Origin of the sequence: Kocuria sp. NBRC 114282 (assembly GCF_030268385.1) — a bacterium.
GTDB lineage: Bacteria > Actinomycetota > Actinomycetes > Actinomycetales > Micrococcaceae > Kocuria > Kocuria palustris.
In genome coordinates this window covers 451,755-475,205 of record NZ_BSQO01000001.1, presented here as the reverse complement: position 1 = coordinate 475,205, position 23,451 = coordinate 451,755, and the positions used below count along the sequence as shown (strand labels likewise).

General features: G+C 72.8%; 19 protein-coding genes. 8 read left to right on the top strand and 11 right to left on the bottom strand.

Annotated features, from left to right (window positions below):
• Positions 1–70 precede the first annotated feature (70 nt).
• From QSJ40_RS02145 to QSJ40_RS02135, 3 genes are read right to left on the bottom strand one after another with little or no spacing between them, the layout of a single operon-like run.
• Complete coding sequence (locus tag QSJ40_RS02145) at positions 71–1,126, bottom strand: polyprenyl synthetase family protein (protein ID WP_061712246.1); 1,056 nt, start codon at positions 1,124–1,126, stop codon at positions 71–73.
• Between the two features lie 11 nt (positions 1,127–1,137).
• Positions 1,138–2,469: a geranylgeranyl reductase family protein gene (locus QSJ40_RS02140; protein ID WP_285728448.1), complete on the bottom strand. Its 1,332-nt coding sequence runs from the start codon at positions 2,467–2,469 to the stop codon at positions 1,138–1,140.
• The gene (locus QSJ40_RS02135) at positions 2,466–3,197 is read right to left on the bottom strand and encodes a demethylmenaquinone methyltransferase (RefSeq protein WP_024289884.1); all 732 of its coding nucleotides are present in this window, start codon (positions 3,195–3,197) and stop codon (positions 2,466–2,468) included. The genes QSJ40_RS02140 and QSJ40_RS02135 overlap by 4 nt, the downstream gene beginning before the upstream one ends.
• Before the next feature lie 74 nt (positions 3,198–3,271).
• On the opposite strand from QSJ40_RS02135, the gene QSJ40_RS02130 reads away from it, so the two are divergent.
• Positions 3,272–4,660 carry an isochorismate synthase gene (locus tag QSJ40_RS02130; RefSeq protein ID WP_285728447.1) on the top strand — a complete coding sequence of 463 codons (1,389 nt, stop codon included), beginning with the start codon at positions 3,272–3,274 and terminating at the stop codon, positions 4,658–4,660.
• A gap of 261 nt (positions 4,661–4,921) precedes the next feature.
• Positions 4,922–6,034: an MFS transporter gene (locus QSJ40_RS02125; RefSeq protein WP_285728876.1), complete on the top strand. Its 1,113-nt coding sequence runs from the start codon at positions 4,922–4,924 to the stop codon at positions 6,032–6,034.
• 44 nt (positions 6,035–6,078) lie between these two features.
• Here QSJ40_RS02125 and menD read toward each other — a convergent pair whose 3' ends face one another.
• The 4 genes from menD to QSJ40_RS02105 all read right to left on the bottom strand — a co-directional run bounded on the left by menD (position 6,079) and on the right by QSJ40_RS02105 (position 11,621).
• Positions 6,079–7,896, bottom strand: coding sequence for a 2-succinyl-5-enolpyruvyl-6-hydroxy-3-cyclohexene-1-carboxylic-acid synthase (menD, locus tag QSJ40_RS02120; protein WP_285728446.1), 1,818 nt, complete (start codon positions 7,894–7,896; stop codon positions 6,079–6,081).
• 40 nt (positions 7,897–7,936) lie between these two features.
• On the bottom strand, positions 7,937–10,111 hold the full coding sequence (locus QSJ40_RS02115; protein WP_285728445.1) for a PhoX family protein: 2,175 nt from the start codon (positions 10,109–10,111) through the stop codon (positions 7,937–7,939).
• A gap of 201 nt (positions 10,112–10,312) precedes the next feature.
• Positions 10,313–11,362, bottom strand: a complete 1,050-nt coding sequence (locus QSJ40_RS02110; protein ID WP_200904741.1) for an o-succinylbenzoate synthase — start codon at positions 11,360–11,362, stop codon at positions 10,313–10,315.
• A gap of 121 nt (positions 11,363–11,483) precedes the next feature.
• Positions 11,484–11,621, bottom strand: coding sequence for a hypothetical protein (locus QSJ40_RS02105; RefSeq protein WP_155930972.1), 138 nt, complete (start codon positions 11,619–11,621; stop codon positions 11,484–11,486).
• Positions 11,622–11,627: 6 nt separating this feature from the next.
• Here QSJ40_RS02105 and QSJ40_RS02100 point away from each other — a divergent pair, with 6 nt between their 5' ends.
• Positions 11,628–12,605, top strand: coding sequence for a phosphatase PAP2 family protein (locus tag QSJ40_RS02100; RefSeq protein WP_144421669.1), 978 nt, complete (start codon positions 11,628–11,630; stop codon positions 12,603–12,605).
• Here the strand turns inward: QSJ40_RS02100 and QSJ40_RS02095 are convergent.
• A complete protein-coding gene (locus QSJ40_RS02095; RefSeq protein WP_006213741.1) occupies positions 12,583–13,422 on the bottom strand; it encodes an MBL fold metallo-hydrolase in 840 nt (279 codons plus the stop codon). The genes QSJ40_RS02100 and QSJ40_RS02095 overlap by 23 nt on opposite strands.
• Before the next feature lie 47 nt (positions 13,423–13,469).
• Here QSJ40_RS02095 and gluQRS point away from each other — a divergent pair, with 47 nt between their 5' ends.
• Together gluQRS and putP are read left to right on the top strand one after the other, a co-directional pair.
• Entirely contained in the window at positions 13,470–14,396 is a 927-nt protein-coding gene (gene gluQRS, locus QSJ40_RS02090) for a tRNA glutamyl-Q(34) synthetase GluQRS (RefSeq protein ID WP_058871847.1), read from the top strand.
• A gap of 334 nt (positions 14,397–14,730) precedes the next feature.
• Entirely contained in the window at positions 14,731–16,431 is a 1,701-nt protein-coding gene (gene putP, locus QSJ40_RS02085) for a sodium/proline symporter PutP (protein ID WP_053448322.1), read from the top strand.
• A 112-nt stretch (positions 16,432–16,543) separates the two neighbouring features.
• Here the strand turns inward: putP and hrpB are convergent, their stop codons facing one another.
• The gene (gene hrpB, locus QSJ40_RS02080) at positions 16,544–19,237 is read right to left on the bottom strand and encodes an ATP-dependent helicase HrpB (RefSeq protein ID WP_285728444.1); all 2,694 of its coding nucleotides are present in this window, start codon (positions 19,235–19,237) and stop codon (positions 16,544–16,546) included.
• Between the two features lie 100 nt (positions 19,238–19,337).
• Between hrpB and QSJ40_RS02075 the strand changes: the two genes are divergently transcribed.
• The 3 genes from QSJ40_RS02075 (at position 19,338) to QSJ40_RS02065 (ending at position 22,524) form a co-directional block, all read left to right on the top strand.
• On the top strand, positions 19,338–20,303 hold the full coding sequence (locus tag QSJ40_RS02075; protein ID WP_006213747.1) for a 1,4-dihydroxy-2-naphthoyl-CoA synthase: 966 nt from the start codon (positions 19,338–19,340) through the stop codon (positions 20,301–20,303).
• A 5-nt stretch (positions 20,304–20,308) separates the two neighbouring features.
• Positions 20,309–21,568: an AMP-binding protein gene (locus QSJ40_RS02070; protein ID WP_285728443.1), complete on the top strand. Its 1,260-nt coding sequence runs from the start codon at positions 20,309–20,311 to the stop codon at positions 21,566–21,568.
• A 74-nt stretch (positions 21,569–21,642) separates the two neighbouring features.
• On the top strand, positions 21,643–22,524 hold the full coding sequence (locus tag QSJ40_RS02065; RefSeq protein ID WP_285728442.1) for a 1,4-dihydroxy-2-naphthoate polyprenyltransferase: 882 nt from the start codon (positions 21,643–21,645) through the stop codon (positions 22,522–22,524).
• Positions 22,525–22,603: 79 nt separating this feature from the next.
• Here QSJ40_RS02065 and QSJ40_RS02060 read toward each other — a convergent pair whose 3' ends face one another.
• Both QSJ40_RS02060 and QSJ40_RS02055 read right to left on the bottom strand, forming a co-directional pair.
• Positions 22,604–22,897: a DUF4229 domain-containing protein gene (locus QSJ40_RS02060; RefSeq protein WP_053447860.1), complete on the bottom strand. Its 294-nt coding sequence runs from the start codon at positions 22,895–22,897 to the stop codon at positions 22,604–22,606.
• 52 nt (positions 22,898–22,949) lie between these two features.
• On the bottom strand, positions 22,950–23,444 hold the full coding sequence (locus QSJ40_RS02055) for an RrF2 family transcriptional regulator (RefSeq protein WP_006213752.1): 495 nt from the start codon (positions 23,442–23,444) through the stop codon (positions 22,950–22,952).
• Positions 23,445–23,451 lie beyond the last annotated feature (7 nt).

Here is a 23,451-nt window from a genome sequence, read left to right as displayed (position 1 = left end):
CGCCGCCTCGGTCATCGAGGTCATGCCCCGGGAATCGGGATCATTTCAGCGGTGCATTTATACCGCATTCTCAGGAACGGCGGTGAACCATGTCACGCCCGAAGGCCTCCAGCGCCGAGCGAGCGGCCGAGGCGGGCAGCGGCTCCAGGGCCCGCAGGGCGTCGTCGACCCACTCCTGCGCGACGGCCCACGACCGCTCGACGGCCTCGTGCGCGCAGATCGCCTCGACGGCGGCGGCCAGGGCGTCGTCGCTGGTCAGATCTGCGTCCACGAGCTCGAGGACGCGCGCCGCGGAGGCATCGCCGTCCTCTGCCATGCGCCGCAGCATGAGCACCGGCAGGGTGAGCACGCCCTCGCGCAGGTCCGTGCCGGTGGTCTTGCCGGTGACCTCCGAGGGCGAGGTGATGTCGATGATGTCGTCAGCCAGCTGGAAGGCCACGCCGATGCGCTCGCCATAGGTCTCCATGGCGGCGCGCACGTGCTCGTCCGCACCGGAGAGGCCTGCGCCGTAGATCCCGCACGCGGCGATCAGCGAGCCGGTCTTGCCCGCCAGCACCTCGAGGTAGTGCTCGAGGGCATCCGTGCCCTCCGGGACGCCGGAGGTCTCCTTGAGCTGGCCCTCGACCAGTCGGGCAAAGGCGTTGGCCTGGACCTTGAAGGAGTCCCCGGGCAGCTCGGCCACCAGGGACGAGGCGCGGGCGAAGATGAGATCGCCGGTCAGGATCGCGACCGAGTTGCCCCACACCGTGTGCGCGGCTTCGACTCCGCGGCGGACGGGGGCGGAGTCCATGACGTCGTCGTGGTACAGCGAGGCCAGGTGGGTCAGCTCGACGACCACAGCGGCGTCGACGACGTCGTCGTTGATGCCCCCGCCCACCTGGGCGCTGAGCAGCGTCAGCAGCGGGCGCACCCGCTTGCCGCCTGCCTGCAGCAGGTGCGAGGACGTCACCTGGATCAGCGGATCCGTGCTGCGCACGCACTCGGCCAGTCGGTCCTCGATCGCCGAGAGGCCTTCGAGCAGCTGCGGTCCCAGCACCTCGTCCTGAGCGACGGCGGCGAAGCTCGGGGGCAGGATGCCCGACAGCGAGTCGTCGGGGCGCGCGGGGGCCTGGGAGGAGTCAGTCACGATCGGACACTCTACTTCGTCGGGGACGGCTTCTGGAGGCGCTCGTCCGGGATCCCGGACGAGCGCCTCCGGTTGGAGGTGGCCGGGGTGAGGGCGTCCAGCAGCGCGATGGCCCGGTCCTCCCAGGTGTGCGCCGGGCGGTCGCTGAGCTCGGTCATGACCTGCACCACGAAGCGCATCAGCGCGGGCAAGGACATGCCGGTGGCGACGGCGGCCTTCATGATCCGCGGCCGCCCGATCAGCTGCGCCAGCGCGCGCCCCTGGGTGAAGTGGGCTCCCCATTCGTCCTGCAGCAGCTGCGGATAGCGCGCCAGGACCACGTCGCGCTGAGCCGGGCCGTTGGCCCCGGCGGCCTCGTGGATCTGCTCGGCGGCCAGGCGCGCCGACTGCATGGCATTCGAGATGCCCTCGCCGTTGAACGCCGAGACCAGTCCCGCGGAGTCGCCGAGCAGCATCATCCCGGGCACCCAGTGCGGCGTGCGGGAGAAGGCCATGGGCAGTGCAGCCGAGAGGATGCGGCCGCGCTGATGCTCGGAATCGAACGTCCACTGGCTGGGCATGGAGGCCGCCCAGTCCTGCAGCACGCGTCGGTAGTCCGTGCCGCGGAAGGCCTTGGAGGTGCTGAGCATGCCCAGGCCCACGTTGGCGGTGCCGTCGCCGGCGCCGAAGACCCAGCCGTAGCCGGGCAGCAGGGAGCCCGAGGGGTCCGTGCCGTCGCGCAGCTCGAGCCAGCCCTCCATCCACTCGATGTCCGTGCGCGGGGACTCGTAGTAGCCGCGCACGGCCACGCCCATCAGCCGGTCCGGATCGCGATGCAGGCCCGAGCTGACGGCCGTGCGCGAGGAGACGCCGTCGGCGGCCAGGACCAGATCGCCGAGATGGCGCTCGGTCTCGCCGGTGCGCCGACCGTCCGCGCCGAGCACCGAGGCGTCGGCGCCGATCACGCGGCCGTCGTCGTCGCGGACCACGGAGGTCACGGAGCGGTGCTCGATCAGCCGGGCACCGGCCGCCTCGGCGTGGCGGGCCAGGTGCTGGTCGAAGCCCGAGCGGGGCCGCACCAGCCCGTAGGACGGGAAGTCGGTCAGCTCGGGCCAGGGGACCTCGATCGCGCGGTCGCGGGCGCACAGCCTCAGCCCGCGATTGGCGCGATAGCCGTCCTGCGCGCCGTGCGGCAGGTCCATGAGCTGCATCTCGTGCACGGCGCGCGGAGTGAGGCCGTCGCCGCAGACCTTCTCGCGCGGATGCGCCGTCTTCTCCAGGACCACGACCTCATGGCCGTGGGCGGCGAGCCAGTAGGCGGCGGTGGATCCCGCAGGACCGCCGCCTGCGATCACGACCTTCACGCCAGATCGATGGTGGGCGCGCCGTAGGTGTGCTCGAGCGACTTCACCGCGTGATGCAGGGCCACGATGCCGCCGGTGAGATTGCGGTAGCGCACCTCCTGCCACCCGACCTCGCTCAGGTGCTCGGACAGCGTCTCCTGGTCCGGCCAGTCGCGGATGGACTCGGCCAGGTACTCGTAGGCCTCCGGGTTGGAGCTCACCTTCTGCGCGATGCCCGGGATCGCGCGGACCAGGTACTCGCTGTAGAGCGTGCGGAAGGGCTTGAAGACCGGCGTGGAGAACTCGCAGATCACCAGGCGCCCGCCCGGCTTGGTCACGCGCAGCATCTCGAACAGAGCCTGGCGGTGCTCGGCGATGTTGCGCAGGCCGAACGAGATCGTCACGGCGTCGAAGGTCTCGTCGGCGAACGGCAGGTGCGTGGCGTCCGCCTGGATGAAGTCGATGTCCGGGCGGCGATCGCGCCCGACGCGCAGCATGCCCTCGGAGAGGTCCACGGCGACGACCTCCGCGCCGGCATCCACGAACGGCTCCGAGGAGGTCCCCGTGCCGGCGGCGACGTCGAGCACGCGCTCGCCGGGGACCGCGCCCACAGCGCTGGTGACAGCACGACGCCAGCCCCTGGTCTGGCCCAGGGCGAGGATGTCGTTGGCGAGGTCGTACCGCGGGGCCACCTGATCGAACATGGAGGCGACGGCGTCGGTGCGCTTGGACAGGTCTGCACGATTCACGGGCTCCATTGTGGCACCGCCGCCCGACAGCCCGAACCGACATGCCCCGCGGCCGCGGCCTACACTGAGCCGCTATGCCCGTCAGCCACTGCTCACCCGCCCCGTCGGCCCTGCGCCGCAGCCTCACCATGCCCCTCGAGCAGCTGCGCGACGCACTGCCCACGGTCCTGCACGAAGACGCAGATCTGCGCGCCATGCTGCCCGCAGGACCCGAGGCCTGCTGGACGATCGGCGGCCTGGGGCTGATCGGCTTCGGTCGGGCGGCCTCGTTCGCGATCACCGGCGAGGACCGGTTCACGGGCGCCCGGGCATGGTGGGACGACGTCGTGGACGGGCTGCGGATCGAGGATCCGCTGCAGCGCTCGGCCACCGGGCCCGTGGCCTTCGGCGCATTCGCCTTCGCGCGCTCCTCCCAGCGCCGCTCCGGGCTGGTGGTCCCCGAGCTGGTGCTGGGCCGCGACGGCGACGGCGCCTGGGCGACCCTGGTCTCCTCCTCCCCCGATCCCCTGGGGCCCGACGACATCGCTGAGGCCGTCCGCCGCCTGATCCAGCTCCCGGACGGGCCCGCCCCCGAGACCGCGGCGCCGCGCGCCCTCGAGGATCCTTCTGCCCAGGCAGCGTGGCTGGACGGGGTGGCCTCCGGGATCGAGGAGATCCGCTCCGGGAGCCTCGAGAAGATCGTGCTGGCACGGCGCGTCCCGGTGCGCGCGGCCGAGGGCTCGCAGCTGGACATGCCGAGGGCGCTGAGCCGCCTGGCCGCCGACTACGACCGCTGCTGGACCTACACCGTGGACATCCTCGGCCGGCCGAGCCCGGACGGCGGTCGGGCCTTCGGAGCCACGCCCGAGCGACTGGTGCGCGTGCTCGACGGCGCCGTGCACGCCCGGGTGCTGGCCGGCACCGTCGCGCGGACGTCGTCGGGTCCCGCGAGCGCCGCCGAGCGGGCCTGGGCACACGAGCGGCTCATGGAGGACGCCAAGCAGCGCTCGGAGCACGAGTTCGCGATCGCCTCGTTCCTGGAGGGGATCGCCGCCTACACGGACGCGGTGCGCTCCTCGACCGAGCCGTACCTGCTCGAGCTGCCCAATGTGTGGCACCTGGCCTCGGACGTGACCTGCGATCTGCGCCGCGGCCCCGACGGCACCGTGGCCTCCGCCCTCGAGCTGGTGGAGGCCGTGCACCCCACTGCCGCCGTGTGCGGCACGCCGACCGCCGCCGCGGCCGCTTCCATCGCCCGGCTCGAGGGGATGGATCGAGGCCTCTACGCGGGCCCCGTCGGCTGGGTCGATGCCCGGCACAACGGCGACTTCGGCATCGCCCTGCGCGGCGGGATCCTGGAGGACGCAGCGACCGCCGGCGTCTATGCCGGCTGCGGCATCGTGGGCGCCTCCGACCCCGCGGAGGAACTCGCCGAGACGCGCGCCAAGCTGCGTCCCGTGCTGGGGGCCCTGGGGGCCGAGTGAGGCCCATGTGCCGGATCATTCCATCGACCCGGCATGCTCAGGGCTTATTGATATCCCAGACACCCTTAGGAGTACCTGGTGATATCCCAGGGATTCCCCTCATCTGAACTGGATCACACTCCTGCGAGCATCGTGGCACTCGAAGAGGTCCGCCTCCTCGAGCCCGCTCGGCGAATCTGCCGCCGCGCCCAGACACGACGGAGAGATCGGGGACCCCTGTCCACGACCCAGACCCTCGCGAAGGAGAACCGCTCGCTCGTGATGAAGACGGCCATCTGGGTGGCCGCCATCGCCTCGACCGCGCTGATCTTCGACGGCTATGACCTCGTGGTGTTCGGCACCGTGATGCCGACCCTCATGAACGACCCCTCGCAGATCGGCCCGCTGGATCCGTCCATCGTCGGAACCGTCGGATCGCTCGCTCTGATCGGCGTGCTGCTCGGATCGTTCGCCTCCGGATTCATCGGAGACATCCTCGGCCGCAAGCGCATGCTCATGAGCGGCATCGCCTGGTTCTCCAGCGGCATGGCCATCACCGCCCTGACCGGGACCGTCTTCACCTTCGGCCTGCTGCGCTTCCTCACCGGCCTGGGCCTGGGCCTGGTCATCGCCACGGCCGGTCCGATCATGGCCGAGTTCGCCCCCAAGGACCGCCGAGGCGTCTTCAACGCCATCGTCTGCTCGGGCGTCCCGGCCGGCGGCATGTTCGCCTCGCTGTGCGGCATCTTCCTGGGCGAGGCCATCGGCTGGCGCGGCCTGCTCCTCATCGCCGCCACGCCGATCCTCTTCCTCTTCCCCCTGGCTGCCCTGAAGCTGCCGGAGTCCCCGCGCTGGCTGCTGACCCGCGGGCACGACCAGCGCGCGATCGAGGTCGCCAACCGCACCGGCGTGCCGCTGCAGGAGGAGCTCATGGTCTCCCGCGCCGCGACCGCCTCCGAACGCCTGGGCAAGCCGCAGAACGTCATCGCCACGACCTTCGCCCTGGCCGCGATCACGCTGGTGCTCGTGACCTTCCACTTCCCGCTGCCGCTGCTGGTCCTCTTCATCGCGGTGGCCGGCGTGGGCAACCTGGGCACCCAGGTGCTGGTCTACGGCTTCCAGGCCAACTACTGCACCTCGAACGCCCGTGCCGCAGGCGCGGCCATGTGCGCCTCGCAGCAGTTCTACGTGTTCGCGGTGGTCGCGCTGCTCGGCGCCATCGTCACGGTGCTGGTGCCCCGCAAGCACAACACCTACCTGATCGAGCGCCGCCTGCTGATCGACGGCGACGCGAAGCCGGAGGAGGTCCGGGCCGCTCGCGAGGCGGCCGCCGAGTCCCCGCTCGTCGAGGACGGCGCCTTCGTCCCCGCCCAGGGACCCCGCACCGGAGCCTGAGCAGCCGCGCGGCCGGCAGGCGCTTCAGCAGTCCTCCCAGGAGCTCATCCGCGCACGGCGCGGGTGAGCTCCTGGCTCATCTGCCGAAGACCGACGCGCTGGGCACGCACCACGACCGCGCTCACCCCCGGAGCCGGGTCGTGCAGCTGCTCCTCCAGCTCCTGGACGGTGCCCGCCTGATGCACGGGGATCCCGTAGCCGGCGCAGACCTCGGCCACCCGTGCGCTGGGCGGCGTGCCGAAGAAGCGCTCGACGATCTGCCCGTAGGCCCGGTGCTCCCCCAGCGCGCCGTGCTCGAGCGTGGCGAAGATGCCCCCGCCGCCGTCGTCGAGCACGACGATCTGCAGCTGCGGGGCCCGTTCGCCGCGCAGGCTCAGCAGCGAACCGGCATCGTGCAGCAGGGTGAGATCGCCGAGCAGGACCCGGACCGGACGCCCGGAGGACAGCGCAGCCCCGGCAGCCGTGGCGACCAGTCCGTCGATCCCGGCCAGTCCCCGGTTCGCCAGGACCTCCACACCCTCGTCGGCGCGGGGATCAGGCTGGCCCAGCAGGTCCAGATCCCGGATCGGATTCGACGAGCCCATCACCAGCAGTCGGCCGTCGGCGCGGCATGCTTCCCAGACGGCCCGTGCGGTCAGCGGACCGGGGACCCCGTCGCTGACGGAAGCCGCCCGCTGCAGGACCTCGAGCGCACGACGCTGGCCCTCGGCCCCGGCTCTGCTCCAGGCCTCGGTCCACTCCCGCGGAGCCCGCCCGAGGAATGCGGCCGCCTCAGCCGCCGTCGTGAGCTCGCGCTCAGACCTGCGGCCGTCGTCGAACCACGGGACCGGCCGGGGCCGCCATGCCGCGACCTCCACCCCGCGACGCTGCAGCAGCGCGGCCACCGGGCGCGAGAGCGTGGGGCGCCCGACCAGCAGGACGCGCTCGATGCCCTCGCCGAGTGCGGTGTCCAGCAGGGCACGGTAGGGGCCGATGGCCGTGGAGCCGCGACGGGCCTGAGAGGACGGCTCGGCCAGCAGCGGAGTCCCGAGCGCCTCGGCCAGCTGAGCGGCGCCCGCTCCTGCACCATCGCCGGCGACCAGCACGCTGCGCCGCAGGCCGTCCGGCTCCTCCGGGAGCCTGATCTCGGCAGGATCCAGCGGCGGGATCTCCACGGACAGGCGCAGCCGATCGGCGGGCTCTTCTGCCTGATCCGCAGCGCCGGCGGGGGCATCGGCGGCGTCGTCCGCACGCGGTTGCCCCGGGGTCGCCGCGGTCGTGCCGGGACCTTCATCGTCCGCAGCGTCCTCGGTCGGCGGCTGCGGCTGCAGCGGATCGCGCAGCGCGACGTTCAGGTGCACGGGCCCCGCCGGAGCCTCGTGCCCTTCCGATCGGAGCGCGGCGAGCGCGGGGGCCAGGGTCTCCAGCACCAGCCCGCGCAGCGCCTGCGGATCGTGCGCCGAGTCCTCGAGCACCACATCGAGCTCGACGCGCACGAAGCCCGCGAAGATCCCGGGCTGCACGGTGGTCTGGTTCGCCCCGGTGCCGCGCAGCTCCGGCGGTCGGTCGGCGGTGATCGCCACGAGCGGGACCCCTGCATGATGGGCCTCCATGACCGCCGGCAGCAGGTTCCCGGCGGCGGTGCCCGATGTCGTCACGACGGCCGCGGGACGCCCCGTGGCCCGAGCCGCGCCCAGGGCGTGGAAGGCCGCCGAGCGCTCGTCGAGGCGCACGTGCACCGACAGGTCGCGTCCGTCGCGACGGGCGGCCTCGTAGGCGAACGGGGCCGAGCGGGAGCCGGGGCACACGAACAGCTCGCGCAGCCCGGAGTCGGTGAGCCCGTCCAGGACGGCGGCGGCGGTCAGCAGGGCGTCGGAGGTCATCCGCTCACCCTACTGACCGCCGGCTGCCGTCGGAGGGGCCTCAGTCCGTGTAGGACCGTCGAGCGCGACGCGCCTTGTCGCGGATGGCCTTGGTCGAACGGCCCTTGTAGCCCTCCATCTCCAGACCGCGCGCCGACTTGCGCTCACGGGCGAGCTCCTTGCCGCGGCCGAACTGCCCGCGGCCCTTGCCGGTCGAGTAGACCTGCACGACCGAGGGGCGGGGCAGAGAGAACTTGCCGTCGCCCTGGCGGGTCTTGAGCACGTAGTCCGGGAAGTACGAGCGCGGATCCTCGAAGGTGCCGTCCTCGCCCGGGTGCTGGACGGCCACGTAGGCCATCTGCTCCTTGTCGTGGATGACCGGGCCGCAGGTCTCGGCGTCCTGCGGGACGGAGAGGAACTGCTCGACCAGACCGCGCTCGCGCCCCTCGAGGCCCACCCGGAACAGCCCGTCGTTGTAGCCGATCGTGCCGGGAGCCCCGTCGGTCGAGATCCAGAGGTGGCCCTCGGCGTCGAAGGCGACGTTGTCCGGGCAGGAGATCGGCGAGACCCGATCCGCCGGGAAGCCCGCGAAGTAGGTCGACGAGTTGGCGGCCGGGTCGCCGCAGACCAGCAGGATCGACCAGTGGAAGGTCGTGCCGCCGGAGTTCGCCGCGTCCTCGGTGAGCTCGATGATGTGCCCGTCGCGGTTGCTGCTGCGCGGGTTGGCCTCGTCCGCCGCCGCCTTGCCCGGGGTGCCCCGCTCGGTGTTGTTCGTGCAGGCCACATAGACCTTGCCGGTGTGCGGGTTGGGCTCGACGTCCTCGGGGCGGTCCATCTTGGTGGCGCCGACCTTGTCGCCCGCCAGGCGGGTGTGCACGAGCACGTCCTCGACGGACATGCCCTGGACCTTCGACTTGCCGCCGACGACCAGGGGCAGCCACTGTCCCTTGCCGTCGAACGCGCCGTCGGAGGGCAGGCGCCCGGAGCCGTCGATCTCCTTCTCGGAGTCGCCGGTGAACTTGGCGACGTAGAGATCGCCCTCGGACAGCAGCGTCATGTTGTGGCGGCGGTCGCCCTGCTTGTGCTTCTTGGCCGAGACGAACTTGTACAGGTAGTCGAAGCGCTGGTCATCGCCCGAGTAGGCGACCACGGTGCCGTCCGCGGCCACGTAGACGTTGGCGCCCTCGTGCTTGAAGCGGCCCATGGAGGTGTGCTTGACCGGGGTCGACGACGGATCCTGCGGGTCGATCTCCACGACCCAGCCGAAGCGATTGATCTCGTTCTCGTAGCCCTCGTTGTTGCCGTCCCAGCGGGGGTCCACGAGATCCCAGCGGCGCGAGGTCGGCTTGGTGCCGATGCCGTAGCGGGTGGCCTCCGGGGAGGCCTTGGCGGTGAGGACGTTGTTGATGTTCTCCTCGCCGGACAGGACCGTGCCCCACGGGGTCACGCCGCCCGAGCAGTTGCTCTGGGTGCCCAGCACGAGCCTGCCGGTGGGATCGGCCACGGTCTTGAGCATGTCCGAGCCGGCGGCGGGGCCGTCGACGGAGAAGGGGGTGTCGGCGGTGATGCGCCGGTTGCGCCGACCGCCCACCACATAGGTCCAGGGCTGGCCGGGGGCCGAGCGCTCGATCTCCACGACCGCCATGCCGTGGGCTGCGATCCCGACGGCGGCCGTGCGCTCGAGATCGTTCTCGAGCTGATCGGCCGGGAACATGGTGTTCTCGTTCGTGTACTCGTGGTTGCACACGAGCACGCCGGTGCGGCCGCCGCGGTCCGGGATGATGTCGAGGTAGTCGTTGTTGAAGCCGAACTGCGCCTTCTGCGACTCGTAGGTCTGGTTCTGCGGGTCGAAGGCCGGGGAGTCGGCGAACAGCGGGTCGCCCCAGCGGATGATCGGCGACCAGTCGAAGCCCTCCGGGACGTTGAGGTCGTCGACCGCGGCATCCACGGGATCGATCGGCGTGAAGTCCATCCTGCCGCCGCGCTCGCCCCAGTAGGCGAAGGTCGCCTCGGCGCGGGTCCCGGTGGCCACGACGCCCACGGAGACCGCGGCGGCCGCACCCAGGCCCAGGGCCGAGCGGCGCGAGAGCGCCGTGGAGGCGACCTCGTGGAAGGTGGCGTTGTCGGACTGGTTGCAGTCCGGCTTGGCGCAGGCGGAGTCGCACTTCAGGGCGCACGTCAGCGGCGAGCGCTTGCCGTTCGTGTGGCCGAGCATGGGCAGGAGCTGGTGGCGCATGGGTTCCCTCTCATCGGCCCGTCGGACGAGCGGCGGGCGTCGGTTCCTTCGTCGCAGACCACCTAACCCGTCGTGCGTGAGGGCCTGTTGGTCGCCGGGAGAACGCGCAGTGATCAGGACGACGACGGCAGAAAAAGGACAGGAAGCCATGCCGTATCCCCGATGAATCCGCATGTCGAGGGAACCTCGAGGGGGCTCCGATCAGGCGCGATGCTGCGCTTCGGTCCGCTCGAGCAGGCCGTGCACCCGGCGAGCGCGGTCTCGCCACCACTGCTCGCGCTGCGGCGAGGCCCGGTGCCGGGCCAGCAGCTCCGGATCGGCGGCGACGGGGCCCACCGGCAGGACGCCGCCGCTCGGCAGCAGCGGGCTGCCCGTCACGTCCTCGGCCAGCAGCGCTGCCGTGCCGAGCCCGCACGCGTACGGCAGCTCGGGCAGCGCTGCGGCCAGGGCGAGACCCGCGCTGAGGCCCACGCTCGTCTCGAGGGCGGAGCTCACCACGGCCGGCAGCCCGGCCTGCTCGACGACCGCGAGCGCCCGTCGCGCCCCGCCCAGCGGAGCGGCCTTGATGACGATCAGATCGGCGGCCTCGGCTCGGGCCACCGCGAGCGGATCCTCGGCCTTGCGCACGGACTCGTCCGCGGCGATCGGCAGGGGCTCCCCGCGGCCGCGCAGCTCGCTGCGCACGCGGGCCAGGCCCTCGATCCCGGGGCTGGGCTGCTCGGCGTACTCGAGCCCGTGGCGGGCCAGCCGGATCAGCGCCTCGACCGCCTCCTCGGGGCCCCACCCGGCGTTGGCATCCACGCGCAGCGCGGCCTCCGGCAGGACCGCGCGCACGGCGGCCACGCGGGCGTCGTCGTCGGCCAGCGACTGGCCGTGCTCGGCCACCTTGACCTTCACCGCGGCGATGCCCTCCCCGTAGCGGGCCAGCACGCGGGGGACCTCCGCGGCGGGCACCGCCGGGACGGTGGCATTGACCGAGACGGTCGTGCGCCGCGGCCGCGGCAGCCCGAGCCAGGCGACCTCGAGGGCGCAGCGCCACCAGGCCAGAGCCTCGGCATCGTCGTACTCGTGGAAGGCGGCGAACTCGGCCCAGCCCTGCGGACCGCGCACCAGCATGGATTCGCGGCGCTGCAGACCGCGGAAGCGCGAGGTCATCGGCAGGTCCACGACCGCGGCGTCCTCAAGCACCTCCTCGAGGGAGGGCAGCGGCTGCGGCAGGGGGCTGAAGGCCAGGGGCTCGGTTCGGGACATGGATCCAGCCTAGGGCCGGGCCGCGCAGGGGCTGCGCCCGAGTCCTCGGGAATCCGAGGCTCGGTCCCAGGATCCGCGAAGGCTCCGATGCCACACTGGGGCCCTTCCCAAGCCTGGGCGATCAGGCAGTGTCGATCAGGGGACGACGAGCGTGACCTACATTCCGGCTGAGACCGATCCGCAGCGAGGACAGCGGGGCGACCGCCACTCCGCGGCGCAGGATCGGCACCCGCAGGGCGAGCATCTCGGGGTCGAGCACCACCGGATGAGGCCCGACACGGCGCAGGAGACCCGGCTCGTCGCCGGGGTCCCTGCGCCGACGGCTCCGCTGCAGCGGCAGCAGGTCTGGGCCCCGCAGCGCATCGACGATCGCCCCGACTACCCGGGCCAGGCCGCCTACCAGTACGGCGGCGAGCACCGCCCGCAGCCGCGGCGCGATCTCACGGTCGGCTCCGCAGTGGGCCAGCTGGTGCGCGCAGGCGTGCTCTTCGCCCTGGCCGGGCTGATCGCCTGGGCCGCGCTGCGCACGGTGAACGGGCAGTGGGTGGATGAGGTCGCCCTGCGCCAGGCCTCTGCGGTCAACGAACGCCTCCCCTCCACGGTGACCGGCCTGCTCGCCTCGGCCACCCTCATCACCTGCGCGGCCTCCGCTGTGATCTCACTGATCCTGGCCGCCTCGAACCGCCGCTGGATCCCGCTGGTGATCGCCGTGCTCACCGCGGTGCCGGCCCTGGCCTCCGTCCAGCTGCTCAAGCACAGCCTGCTGGACAAGACCGCCTACGGGATCCAGGAGTCGGCCCAGAACTCCCTGCCCTCCGGGCACACCGCCGCAGCAGCGGCAGCCGTGGCGGTCGTCGTCATGGTCGCTCCCGCGCGCCAGCGCAAGGCGTGGGCGCTGCTGGGCGCTGCGGCAGTCACTGTGGCCGGGGTGGGGACGGTCATCAACGGCTGGCACCGGCCCGCCGATGCCGCCGTGTCCGTGCTGCTGGTCGCCGGCTGGTTCGTGCTCGGATCCCTGGTGCTGCGCGCGCTGATCCCGGCCGAGCCCTGGGTCCCGCAGCGCGGCCTCACGCTGCTGGTCCTGTTCGTGCTGGGGGCCGGGCTCACGATCCTGGCCTTGACGGCTCAGCAGACGATCCCGGCACCGGGCCTGGCACTGGCCTTCGGCGCCCTGGGCGTGCTGAGCGCCTCCCTGCTCTCGGCCCAGCAGATGGTGCGGGCTATGCGCCCGCGCCGGCGATGACGGCCAGCCGGTCCAGCAGGATCCTGGAGGCCGCCGCCCCGTAGGGCAGCTGGTACAGCGCGGCGGTCACCGGACCGGCGGCGTCCTGCACCGGGGCCGCAGGCGCATCCAGGCGCTCGATCGCCGCGGCCATGTTCTCGGCCATGTCCCGCACCGCGCCGCGCGATACCGGGGAGCCGTGGCCCGGCACGACCACCGAGTAGCGCTCCAGATCCGCGATCTGCTCCAGGGCCCGCACCCATTCGTGCGGATAGGCGTCCTCGAAGGCCGGATCCGCACCCTGCTCCACCACGTCGCCGGCGAACAGGACCTCGTCCACGCCCGCGAAGATGTCGTTGTCCGTGTGCGCCCGTCCCACCGAGAACACGACCACGTGCCGACCGCCCAGGTCGATCCGGCTCAGCGCGGGGCGCAGACCGGTGCCGGGCAGGTGCCGCTGCGGCACCACGATCCGCGTCCCCAGACCCTTGCCCTCCCCCATCTCCGGCTCCAGGACTCCCACGAAGGAGCGCTGGAAGTCGCCGTGGGTGCCGATGGCCGCGGCGGCGTCGCGGTGCGACCAGAACTCGGTGACTCCGGCCCGCTCGAAGACCGCGTTGCCCATGTAGTGGTCGTAGTGGGCGTGGGTGTTCAGCACCACGAGCGGCAGCTGGGTCACCGTGCGCACGGCCTCGAGGATCTCGCGTCCCTGCCGCGGCCCGGCGCCGGTGTCGATCACGAGCGCGCGCGAGGACCCCACGACCAGGCCCGAGTTCAGGCGCCAGTTCTCCGTGGTGATGACATGGATGTCGTCGCCGACTTCGCTGAGGGAGCTCACCCGTCCAGCGTACGGTGCCGCACCGCGCGTGGCCTACGGTGGTGGCCATGCTGAGCCGCGGATCCGGGCGCTACGCGCCCTCCCCCTCCGGGGACCTCCACCTGGGCAACCTGCGCACCGCCGTGCTGGCCTGGGCGATCGCCCGCGCCGACGGCCGCGGGTTCGCGCTGCGCCTCGAGGACCTCGACCGCGTCAAGGAGGGCGCGGCCGAGCGCCAGCTCGAGGACCTGGCCGCGATCGGCCTGGACTGGCAGGAGCCCGTGCTCGTGCAGTCGCAGCGGATCCCGGCCCACCTCCAGGCCGTCGACAGGCTGCGCGAGCGCGATCTGGTCTACGAGTGCTTCTGCACGCGCCGCGAGATCCGCGAGGAGATCGAGGCCTCAGGCGGCGCGCCGCACGGGGCGCCGGGGGCCTATCCGGGCACCTGCCGCGATCTGACGCCCGCCCAGCGCGATGCCCGCCGCGCCGAGCGCCCGGCCGCGCTGCGACTGCGCGCCCAGACGGATTCCGCGACCGTCCGCGACCGCCTGCTGGGCGAGCACACCGCTGCCGTCGACGACTTCGTTCTCGTGCGCAACGACGGCCGCCCCGCCTACAACCTCGCGGTCGTCGTCGACGACGCCCATCAGGGCGTCGATCAGGTGGTGCGCGGCGACGACCTGCTGTCCTCCGCGCCCAGGCAGGCCCATCTGGCGCAGCTGCTCGGGCTGCCCGAGCCGCAGTGGATCCACGTCCCCCTCGTGCTCAATCCCGACGGCGACCGCCTGGCCAAGCGCGACGGCGCCGTGAGCCTGGCGGACCTGCGCGGCCTGGGGGTGGGGCCGGGTGAGGCGATGGGCTGGATCGGAGCCTCCCTGGGGCTCGGCGACGGCATCCGCACGGCTTCCGATGTGCTCGAGCGCTTCGACGAGGTGCGCCTGGACCAGGGCCCCTGGATCCTGGACCCCCCGCGCCGGGCCGCCGAGACCGGCTGAGCGACGCCCCGACACCACCTGGACACAACCTGTCAAGCTTTTCATCGCCCCAGGTCAGAGCGGCATATCTGCGTCATATCGGGGGGGGCGATGAGCGACCTTCCCGTATCCTTTCAGTCGTTTTGTCCGCGCTTGGGCGCTGCCTCGCACTCGCCCACCGCGGTCCGGGCTGCTGGCCTTCCGCAGCCCGACCCGCAGGACCGCACGATCTCGCGCGACCCGCTTGAGCGGCCCCGCTGCCCGCAACCCCCGCACTTCCCGATTCGGAGAACACGCCCGGACGATCGATGGACGCCGCTGCGCGCCCCATCCGCACCGAGGCGGAGAGGAACCCATGATCGAAGCAGGATCCGGCTTCTGGTGGATGATGGCCGCCATCGCCCTGTACTTCCTGGCGATGGTCGGCATCGGCCTCTGGGCGTCCACGCGCACCAATGACAAGGACGACTACATGATCGGCGGGCGTGATCTGCCCGCCCCGGTCGCCGCGCTGTCCGCCGGCGCCTCCGACATGTCCGGCTGGCTGCTCATGGGCCTGCCCGGAGCGCTCTACCTCGGCGGCATGGCACAGTCCTGGATCGCCATCGGCCTGACGTTGGGAGCCTGGGTCAACTGGAAGGTCGTGGCCCCGCGACTGCGCCTGTTCACCGAGCAGTACGGCAATGCCATCACCCTCCCCTCCTACTTCGGCAACCGCCTGGTGCGCGGCGGCCGGATGCTGCGGGTGGTCTCGGGACTGGTCATCCTCATCTTCTTCACGTTCTACATCTCCTCCGGCATGGTCGCCGGCGGCAACTTCGCGGCGGCCTCGTTCGGCGGTGCCCTCGAGCAGAGCTTCGGCTGGTCCAACAGCGAGACCTACCTGATCGGCATGCTGGTCATCGCCGCGGTCACGATCCTCTACACGCTGATCGGCGGATTCCTGGGCGCCAGCTTCACCGACTTCGTGCAGGGCACCCTGATGTTCCTGGCCCTGCTGGCGGTGCCCGTCGTGACCATGATCATCGCCGGCGGCCCGGCGACCATCGTCCAGCGCGTGGACGAGGTCCACCCCGGCGCCTGGAACCTCTTCGACTGGAGCGCGGCCGGCGGCGCCATCGGCGCGATCTCGCTGTTCGCCTGGTTCCTCGGCTACTTCGGCCAGCCGCACATCCTGGTGCGCTTCATGGCCCTGCGCAGCCACCACGAGGCCGTCTCCGGGCGCCGCTGGAACATCGTGTGGATGGCCCTGTGCGCGATCGGCGCGATCCTCACCGCCCTGTTCGCGATCCCGCTGGTGGAGCGCGGACGCGTGAGCCTCACCAACTCCGAGACTGCCGAGACCGTGTTCCTGGACTCCGCGATCGGCCTGTTCCCGGCGTTCGTGGCCGGGCTCGTGCTGGCCGCCGTGCTCGCCGCGATCATGTCCACGCTGTCCTCGCAGCTCGTGGTCACCGCCTCCGCGTTCGTGGAGGACCTCATGCTGCTGCTGCGCCGCCGCCCTCTGACCGGTCGCTCGTCGCTGTGGGTCTCCCGCGCCGCCGTGTTCGTCGTGGCGGTCGTCGCCGCGCTCATGGCCCTGAACCCGTCCGAATCGATCCTGGCCCTGGTCGGCTTCGCCTGGGCCGGCTTCGGCGCGGCCTTCGGCCCGATCGTGCTGCTGTCGCTGTACTGGAAGAAGCTCACCGGCTACGGCGCCACCGCCTCCATGGTGGTCGGCGCGGCCGTCGTGCTGATCTGGCCCTCGACCCCGTGGGCGGATCTGTACGAGATCATCCCTGGCTTCGCCGCCGCGCTCATCGTGGCCGTGCTGGTCTCCCTGGCCACCTACAGCAACGAGCCGGGCATCGACGACCACTTCGACGCCGCCGTCGCCCGCTCCCGCGAGGGCCTGCCGGAGGGCCACTCCGAGCTCGAAGCTCCCCGTGCCGCAGGTGCGGCCTCGGCGCCGGGCCAGGCCGGTGCGAGCTCTGCGCAGGACGCGGACGGCTCCGCTCGGGCCACCGGCGCCGCCGAGGGCGGCACCCCGCCTGCGCCGTGGGCGCACAACGGCTGAGCGATCCAGCTGCGCTGAAGCCTCAGGGGGCCCGGGACGATGAGCATCGTCCCGGGCCCCCTGTCCGACTCCGGGCCAGGTCCCGGCAGAGCCTCCCGCGCCGCTGCCGGCTTCAGCCGCGCCGACGGGTCCTGGCGGTGGCCTGGGCGGCCCACGGGTCCTCCGGCCACGGGTGCTTGGGATAGCGCCCGCGCATCTCGGCGCGGACCTGGCGGTACGGCCCGTCCCAGAACGAGGCCAGATCGGCCGTGATCGCCAGTTCCCGCCCGGCCGGGGAGAGCAGGTGGAAGAGCACCGGCAGACGACCGTCGAGCAGCCGGGGCGACTCCGCCAGGCCGAAGCACTCCTGGAGCTTGACCCGCACGATCGGCTGCGGGACCTGCCCGCGCCCGCTGCCGGCCTGCTCCTCCTGGTCGGTGAGCGCGACCTCCTCGGACTCCCACTGCTGCGGCCACAGGATCCGGTGCGAGGCGCCCGACGGCACGGCCAGCCGCTGCGGGGCCAGCTCCTCGAAGCGCGAGGCCTCCGGCCAGGGCAGCAGCCGTCGCAGAGCCGAGACGGTGTCGATCGAGCGCACCGAGGCCCCTCGTGCCAGCGCCGCGAGCTCCGGGCCGAGCCAGACCTGCGCCTGGGCTCCCAGGGAGTCGTCGTCCATGGCCGGCCAGGGCTCGCCCAGGTGCCGGTGGCAGGCCGCCATCCGAGCGCGCAGCTGCAGCGCCTGCTCGGACATCTCCAGCAGCGCCGGGCCCTGCTCCTCGAGCGCACGGCCGATCGCCTCGGCGGCCTGCTCGGGGTCCGGGCGCGCCGGGGTGGCCGCGAGCTCGATGGCCCCCAGCGACTCGACGTCGCGAGCCCTGGCCCGCCCGTCGACGAAGCGCACGGACAGCTCGCGCCGGTGCAGTCGACCCGCGGCGCGCTCGGCCGTGGCCCGCTCCAGCCCGGCGGCAGCGCGGATCAGGGCCCCGGTGCCCGCGGCGGCCGAGGCCTGCGAGCGCGTGACATCGGCGACGGCCAGCCACTGCTCGTGGACCAGCGGGGACTCGCGAGGCAGGCCGGCGCGGGTCCCCGAGGCCAGCAGCCACTGCTCGCCGCGCTCATCCATCCGCCGGGCGATCCGCTCGGGGAAGGCCAGGCCCACCACCAGCCCGAGGACCTCCTGGGCATCGGCAGGGGCGTGAGCGGCGGGCTCTCGGCTCGCCTCGGGATCGGCTCGTCGCCGCTGCGGCTCGGGGCCAGGCGACTCGCCAGACGGCTCCACAGCCGTTCCCGCGATCAGCGAGCGCAGCCGTCGAGCCTCGGCCTGCCAGCGCCGGGAGCCCGAATGCTGCCCGCGGCGCAGCTCGCGCAGCAGACCGGCGAGGTCGCCGTCGGGGGCCCGGTGGTCGTCGGCGACGGCCGCCACGATCTCGGCGGCCGTGGACTCCTCCACCGACTGTGCGCCGACGAGCAGAGCGCGGCCCCAGCGCGGATCCAGCGGCAGCCCCGCCAGGCGGCGGCCGACGGCAGTGGGACGCAGGTCCTCGTCGAGGGCCTCCAGCGAGCGCAGCGTGCGGTGAGCATCGGCCAGGGCCCGGGGCGCAGGCGGATCCAGCAGGGCCATGCCCTCGCCTCCCGGGGCTCCCCAGCAGGACAGCACGAGTGCTGCGGAGGTCAGATCGGCCGTGCGGATCTCCGGGACGGCGCGCTCGGGCATGGCCGCCCACGCCGACTCGTCGTAGCAGCGCACGACCGCTCCGGGACCGGTGCGCGCGGCACGGCCCGCCCGCTGCCGTCCCGAGGCCCGAGAGGCCGAGACCGTGACGAGCCCGGACATGCGGCGCACCGCGTCCCTGCGCGGCTCGCGCGAGAGACCGGCATCGATCACCAGGCGCACCCCGGGCACCGTCAGCGAGGACTCGGCCAGGGCCGTGGAGACAACGATCCGGGGGCGGCCGTCCGGCTCGCGCCCGGCCACCGCGAGGTTCTGCTCGTGCGCGGGGATGCGCCCATGCAGCTCGAGCACCTCGGCCTCCGAGAGCTCCCGGAGCCGAGAAGCCACGTGGGAGACCTCCCCGGCCCCGGGCAGGAAGACGAGGGCGTCGAGGCCAGGGTCCTGGGCCAGGCCGCGCTCGTGCTCCCGATGCGCCGTGCGGGCCACGTGGTCCAGGAACTCCCGCCGCACGCCGCGCTCGTCGAGCCGCGGCCCCGTCCCCGGAGCCCAGCGGACCTCGAGGGGGTGCTCGACCGCCAGGCTGTCCACGAGCGGGACCTCGTCCAGCCCGAGCGCCTGCCCGATCAGGTCGCGGAAGGATCCGGCGTCGAGGGTGGCGGACATGACGATCAGGGCCAGGTCCTCGCGCAGCTGCCGCAGCTCCAGGACCATGCCCAGCAGCAGGTCGATCTCCAGGCCGCGCTCGTGGACCTCGTCGAGCACGATCGCTCGGGTCCCGCTCAGCTCCGGGTCCGCCAGCAGGCGCCCGATCAGCACGCCCGGGGTCACGAACTCGATGGCAGTCCCCGAGCCGACCTCGCGCTGCCCGCGCACGGTGAGCCCGGACAGCTCGCCGAGCCTCGTTCCGCTCAGCTGGGCCAGCCGCTGGGCCGCGGCCCGCGCGGCCACCCGCCGCGGCTGCACGACGACGACCCTGCTGCGCGCATCCGCCCCGAGCTCGAGGGCCGCCGCCGGCGGGGCGAGCGTGGTCTTGCCGGTGCCCGGAGGCGCCTCCACGACGGCGACTCCGTGGCCGGCCAGCGCCGCCCGCAGCCGCGGGACGGCCTGCGCGAAGGGCAGGTCCGCGCCGAGGCGCTCGAGATCCAGATCCATCATCCGGCCAGTCTCCCATCTGCCGTGCGGCAGCAGCTCCGCGGGCGTCGACGGCCCCAGCGGGCCCGTTCCGGCGTCGGCGAGCGCTCGTAGACTGGCCGCTGTGAACGACTCCAGCGCATCCCAGCTCTCCCGCCAGGTCTCCGAGATCTTCGATCCCGTGCAGTGGCGCACGGTCGAAGGGTTCGAGGACCTGACGGACATCACCTACCACCGCGGCGTCCAGCGCGGACCCGACGGCGCCCTCGAGCGCGACCTGCCCTGGGTCCGGGTGGCCTTCGACCGCCCCGAGGTCCGCAATGCCTTCCGCCCGGGGACGGTGGACGAGCTCTACCGCGTGCTCGATCACGCCCGCATGAGCTCGGACGTGGGCGCCGTGATCCTCACCGGCAACGGCCCGTCGGCCAAGGACGGCGGCTGGGCCTTCTGCTCGGGCGGCGATCAGCGCATCCGCGGCCGCGACGGCTACCGCTACGCCGAGGGCGAGACCGCCGAGTCGGTGGATCCGGCCCGCGCCGGGCGCCTGCACATCCTGGAGGTCCAGCGTCTGATCCGCACCATGCCCAAGCCCGTGATCGCCGCGGTCTCCGGCTGGGCAGCAGGCGGCGGGCACTCCCTGCACGTGGTCTGCGACCTCACGCTGGCCTCGGCAGAGCACGGGAGGTTCAAGCAGACCGACGCCACCGTCGGCTCCTTCGACGCCGGCTACGGCTCCGCCCTGCTGGCCCGCCAGGTGGGCCAGAAGAACGCCCGCGAGATCTTCTTCCTGGCCCGCGAGTACTCCGCCCAGGACATGCACCGCATGGGCGCGGTCAACGAGGTCGTGGAGCACTCCGAGCTCGAGGCCACGGCCATCGAGTGGTGCCGCATGATCTGCGCGCAGTCCCCGCAGGCGATCCGCATGCTCAAGTACGCCTTCAACCTCCCGGACGACGGCATGGTCGGGCAGCAGGTCTTCGCCGGTGAGGCCACGCGCCTGGCCTACATGACCGACGAGGCCGTCGAGGGCCGCGATGCCTTCCTGGGCAAGCGCGATCCCGATTGGTCGTCCTACCCGTACTACTTCTGATCCCCGTGGCGGACACCTCCTCTGCGGGGCAGGAGCTGCCCGGTCGCGCGATGCCGGCGCCGCGCACCGCGGACCTGCCTTCGGACGCCGTTGTCCTCGACGGCCCTCAGGCCCTGCCCGGGCTCGGCGGTGCGGCCGGTCTGCTCGAGCGGCTCCGGGATGCGCTGTCGCGGCCCGGTCCGGCCGTCGTCGTCTCGACCTCGGGCTCGACCGGGCGCCCCAAGGCCACGGTGCTCGAGGCGCAGTCGCTGCGCGCCTCCGGTGAGGCCACAGCCGTGCGCACCGGCGGGCACGGCCAGTGGCTGCTGTGCCTGCCCGCGCACTACGTGGCCGGTGTCCAGGTCCTGGCCCGATCGGCACTTGCAGGGACCGAGCCGGTGATCATGGACGACGGACCCTTCCGCGCGGAGGCCTTCGCGGGCGCCGCCGAGAGGATGACGGACGAGGTCCGGCACGTCTCGCTCGTGCCGACCCAGCTCTCCCGACTGGTCGAGGTCGCAGATGATCCGGCAGGCGGGCGCGCGGTGCGCCGGGCGCTGGCATCCTTCGACTCGGTGCTGCTCGGAGGCTCGGCGGCCTCGCCCGTGCTGCTTGAGCGCGCCCGCGCCCTCGGGGCCCGCGTGGCCACCACCTACGGGATGTCGGAGACCTGCGGCGGCTGCGTGTACGACGGCCGACCGCTCGACGGCATCGAGGTCCGGATCGAGGCTTCGGAGGGGTCCTCGTCACCGGCTCCTGCGCAGGGCCGCGCCCCGCTGGCGCCCGAGGGATCCGGGCGGATCTGGCTCGGCGGGGCCGCGGTCACGACCGGCTACCTCGACGACGATGCCCAGACCGCCCGCCATGTCCGCCTGATCGACGGCCGGCGCTGGTACCGCACCGATGACCTCGGCACCTGGGACGGGCGGCTGCTGGAGATCGCCGGTCGCGCCGACGACGTCGTGGTTACCGGCGGGCTCAAGGTCTCGGCCGGCGTGGTGGCCCAGCAGCTGCTTCGCGATCCCGAGATCGAGCAGGCCGTCGTGCTCGGGGTGCCGGATCCGCAGTGGGGACAGGCCGTGGCCGCGCTCGTCGTCCCGCGCTCGAGCGCCCATCAGCGGGAGGAGACCGCGCTGCGGGAGCGGCTGTCCGCCGAGATCCGCTCAGCACTGGGCGCTGCGGCCGTTCCCAAGCGCTGGCTCATCGCGGCGCAGATGCCCATGCTCGTCACCGGCAAGCCGGATCGGGCCGAGGTGCGCCGCCTGCTGGAGGGCGTCAGCGGCTGAGCAGCGGTCGGGTCCGTCGGGTTCTCATGAAATGATGGGCCGGTTCACAGCCGTCGGCCGAGGAGGTCCTGTTCGTGGCTACACCTGCGCAGTGGGTCGAGGGTGCGCGCCTGCGCACCCTGCCCATGGCCCTGGCCCCGGTCATCGCCGGGACCGCCGCCGCCCAGTCCATGTGGGGCTCGGACGTGGTGCGCGCGCTGCTGGCCTTCGCCGTGGCGCTGCTGCTGCAGATCGGCGTGAACTACGCCAACGACTACTCGGACGGCATCAAGGGCACCGACGACGACCGCGTGGGCCCCATGCGCCTGGTCGGCTCCGGGGCCGCCGCACCGCGGCAGGTGCTGGCTGCCGCGCTGGGCTGCTTCGTGCTGGCCATGGTGGCCGGCGTCGCCCTGGTGGCGCTGTCAGGCCAGTGGTGGTTCCTGGTGATCGGCGCCTCCGCGGTGCTGGCCGCCTGGGGCTACACCGGAGGCCCCTGGCCCTACGGCTACCGCGGGCTGGGCGATGCGGCGGTGTTCGTCTACTTCGGGCTCGTGGCCGTGCTGTGCACCGCCGTGACCCAGGCCGGCGAGCTGAACCTGCAGGCCTGGATCGCCGCCGTGGCCACGGGACTGTTCGCCTGCGCGCTGCTGATGGCCAACAACATCCGCGACATCCCCGGCGACCAGGAGGTCGGCAAGCGCACCCTGGCCGTGCGGCTGGGCGATCGCTGGGCCCGCGTGGTCTTCACCGCCGAGCTCGGGCTGGCCTTCGCGCTGCATGTGTTCCTGCTCCCGCAGAACCCGTGGTTCCTGCTGGTGCTGCTGGCGGCCCCGCTGGCGATCATGGCCGCGCGCACCGTGCTGGGTACCACCGAGCGCACCGCGCTGATCCCGGTGCTCAAGCAGTGCGGGATCCTCAACCTCGTGTGGTCCGTGCTGTTCCTCATCGCCGTGGTGGCGCACCAGAGCCTGTGAGACAGGCGGCCCTGCGTTCAGGGCCTCAGCGGCCGCGTTCAGGGGCCCGGGCTGGTGCGCCCGGGCCCCTTCCGCATCCTCAGGGAAGGTCGTCCTCGCCGCGGCTGCGGCGGTAGGCGTCGGCCTCGGCGTCCTCGTCCTGGGTGTCGCGCAGGCGCTCTCGTCTGCGGGGCTTGGGCGAGCGCGAGATCGCGCGGTTGAGGTCCTCGCTCGCGGCGATGTGCAGCTTGGGGAAGAAGAGATAGCACACCGCGAACGCCACGATCACGGCGGCGATGCCGGAGAAGATCAGGCCGAGGTCCAGTGCCATGAACAGCACGAACGCGACGGCGAGGATGGCCAGACGCAGGGCGGAGTACTTCAGGAAGTTCACCGGAGCATCCTAAGGCCCGCCCCTGGATGCGGCCTCCGCGCGCGCATGGGCATCAGCCCTGCGAGCGCCCGCCCTCGATCGGCCAGCGGTCCGTCCAGGCTCCGGGCTCCTCGGCGAAGGCCCGCACGTGCTCCGGGAAGCCGCCGGTCAGGACATCTGCCAGCGTGACCTCGTCGAGCACCCGGCGCATGGCCGAGCGCAGCGCGACCCACACGACCGGCAGGTGCTCAGCAGCACCCGTGTAGGCGGTGTCCGACGGGCGCTGCCCCCGGATGCCGGCCAGCGGCCCCTCCACCGTGCGGATCACCGCGCCGATCGTGATCTCCTGCGCCTGGGAGGCCAGCCGGTAGCCGCCTGCGGCTCCGCGGCGGCTGACGACGAGCCCCCCGCGGCGCAGCTGCCCGAGGACCACCTCGAGGAACTTGGCCGGCAGCTGCTGACGCTGGGCCAGCTCCTGGGCGGGCATGGCGGCGGTGCCCGCCGCGTGCGCCTCGGCGAGCATGAGCATGGCCCTGATCGCGTATTCGGCGCGTGCGGAGATCTCCATGTGTCGA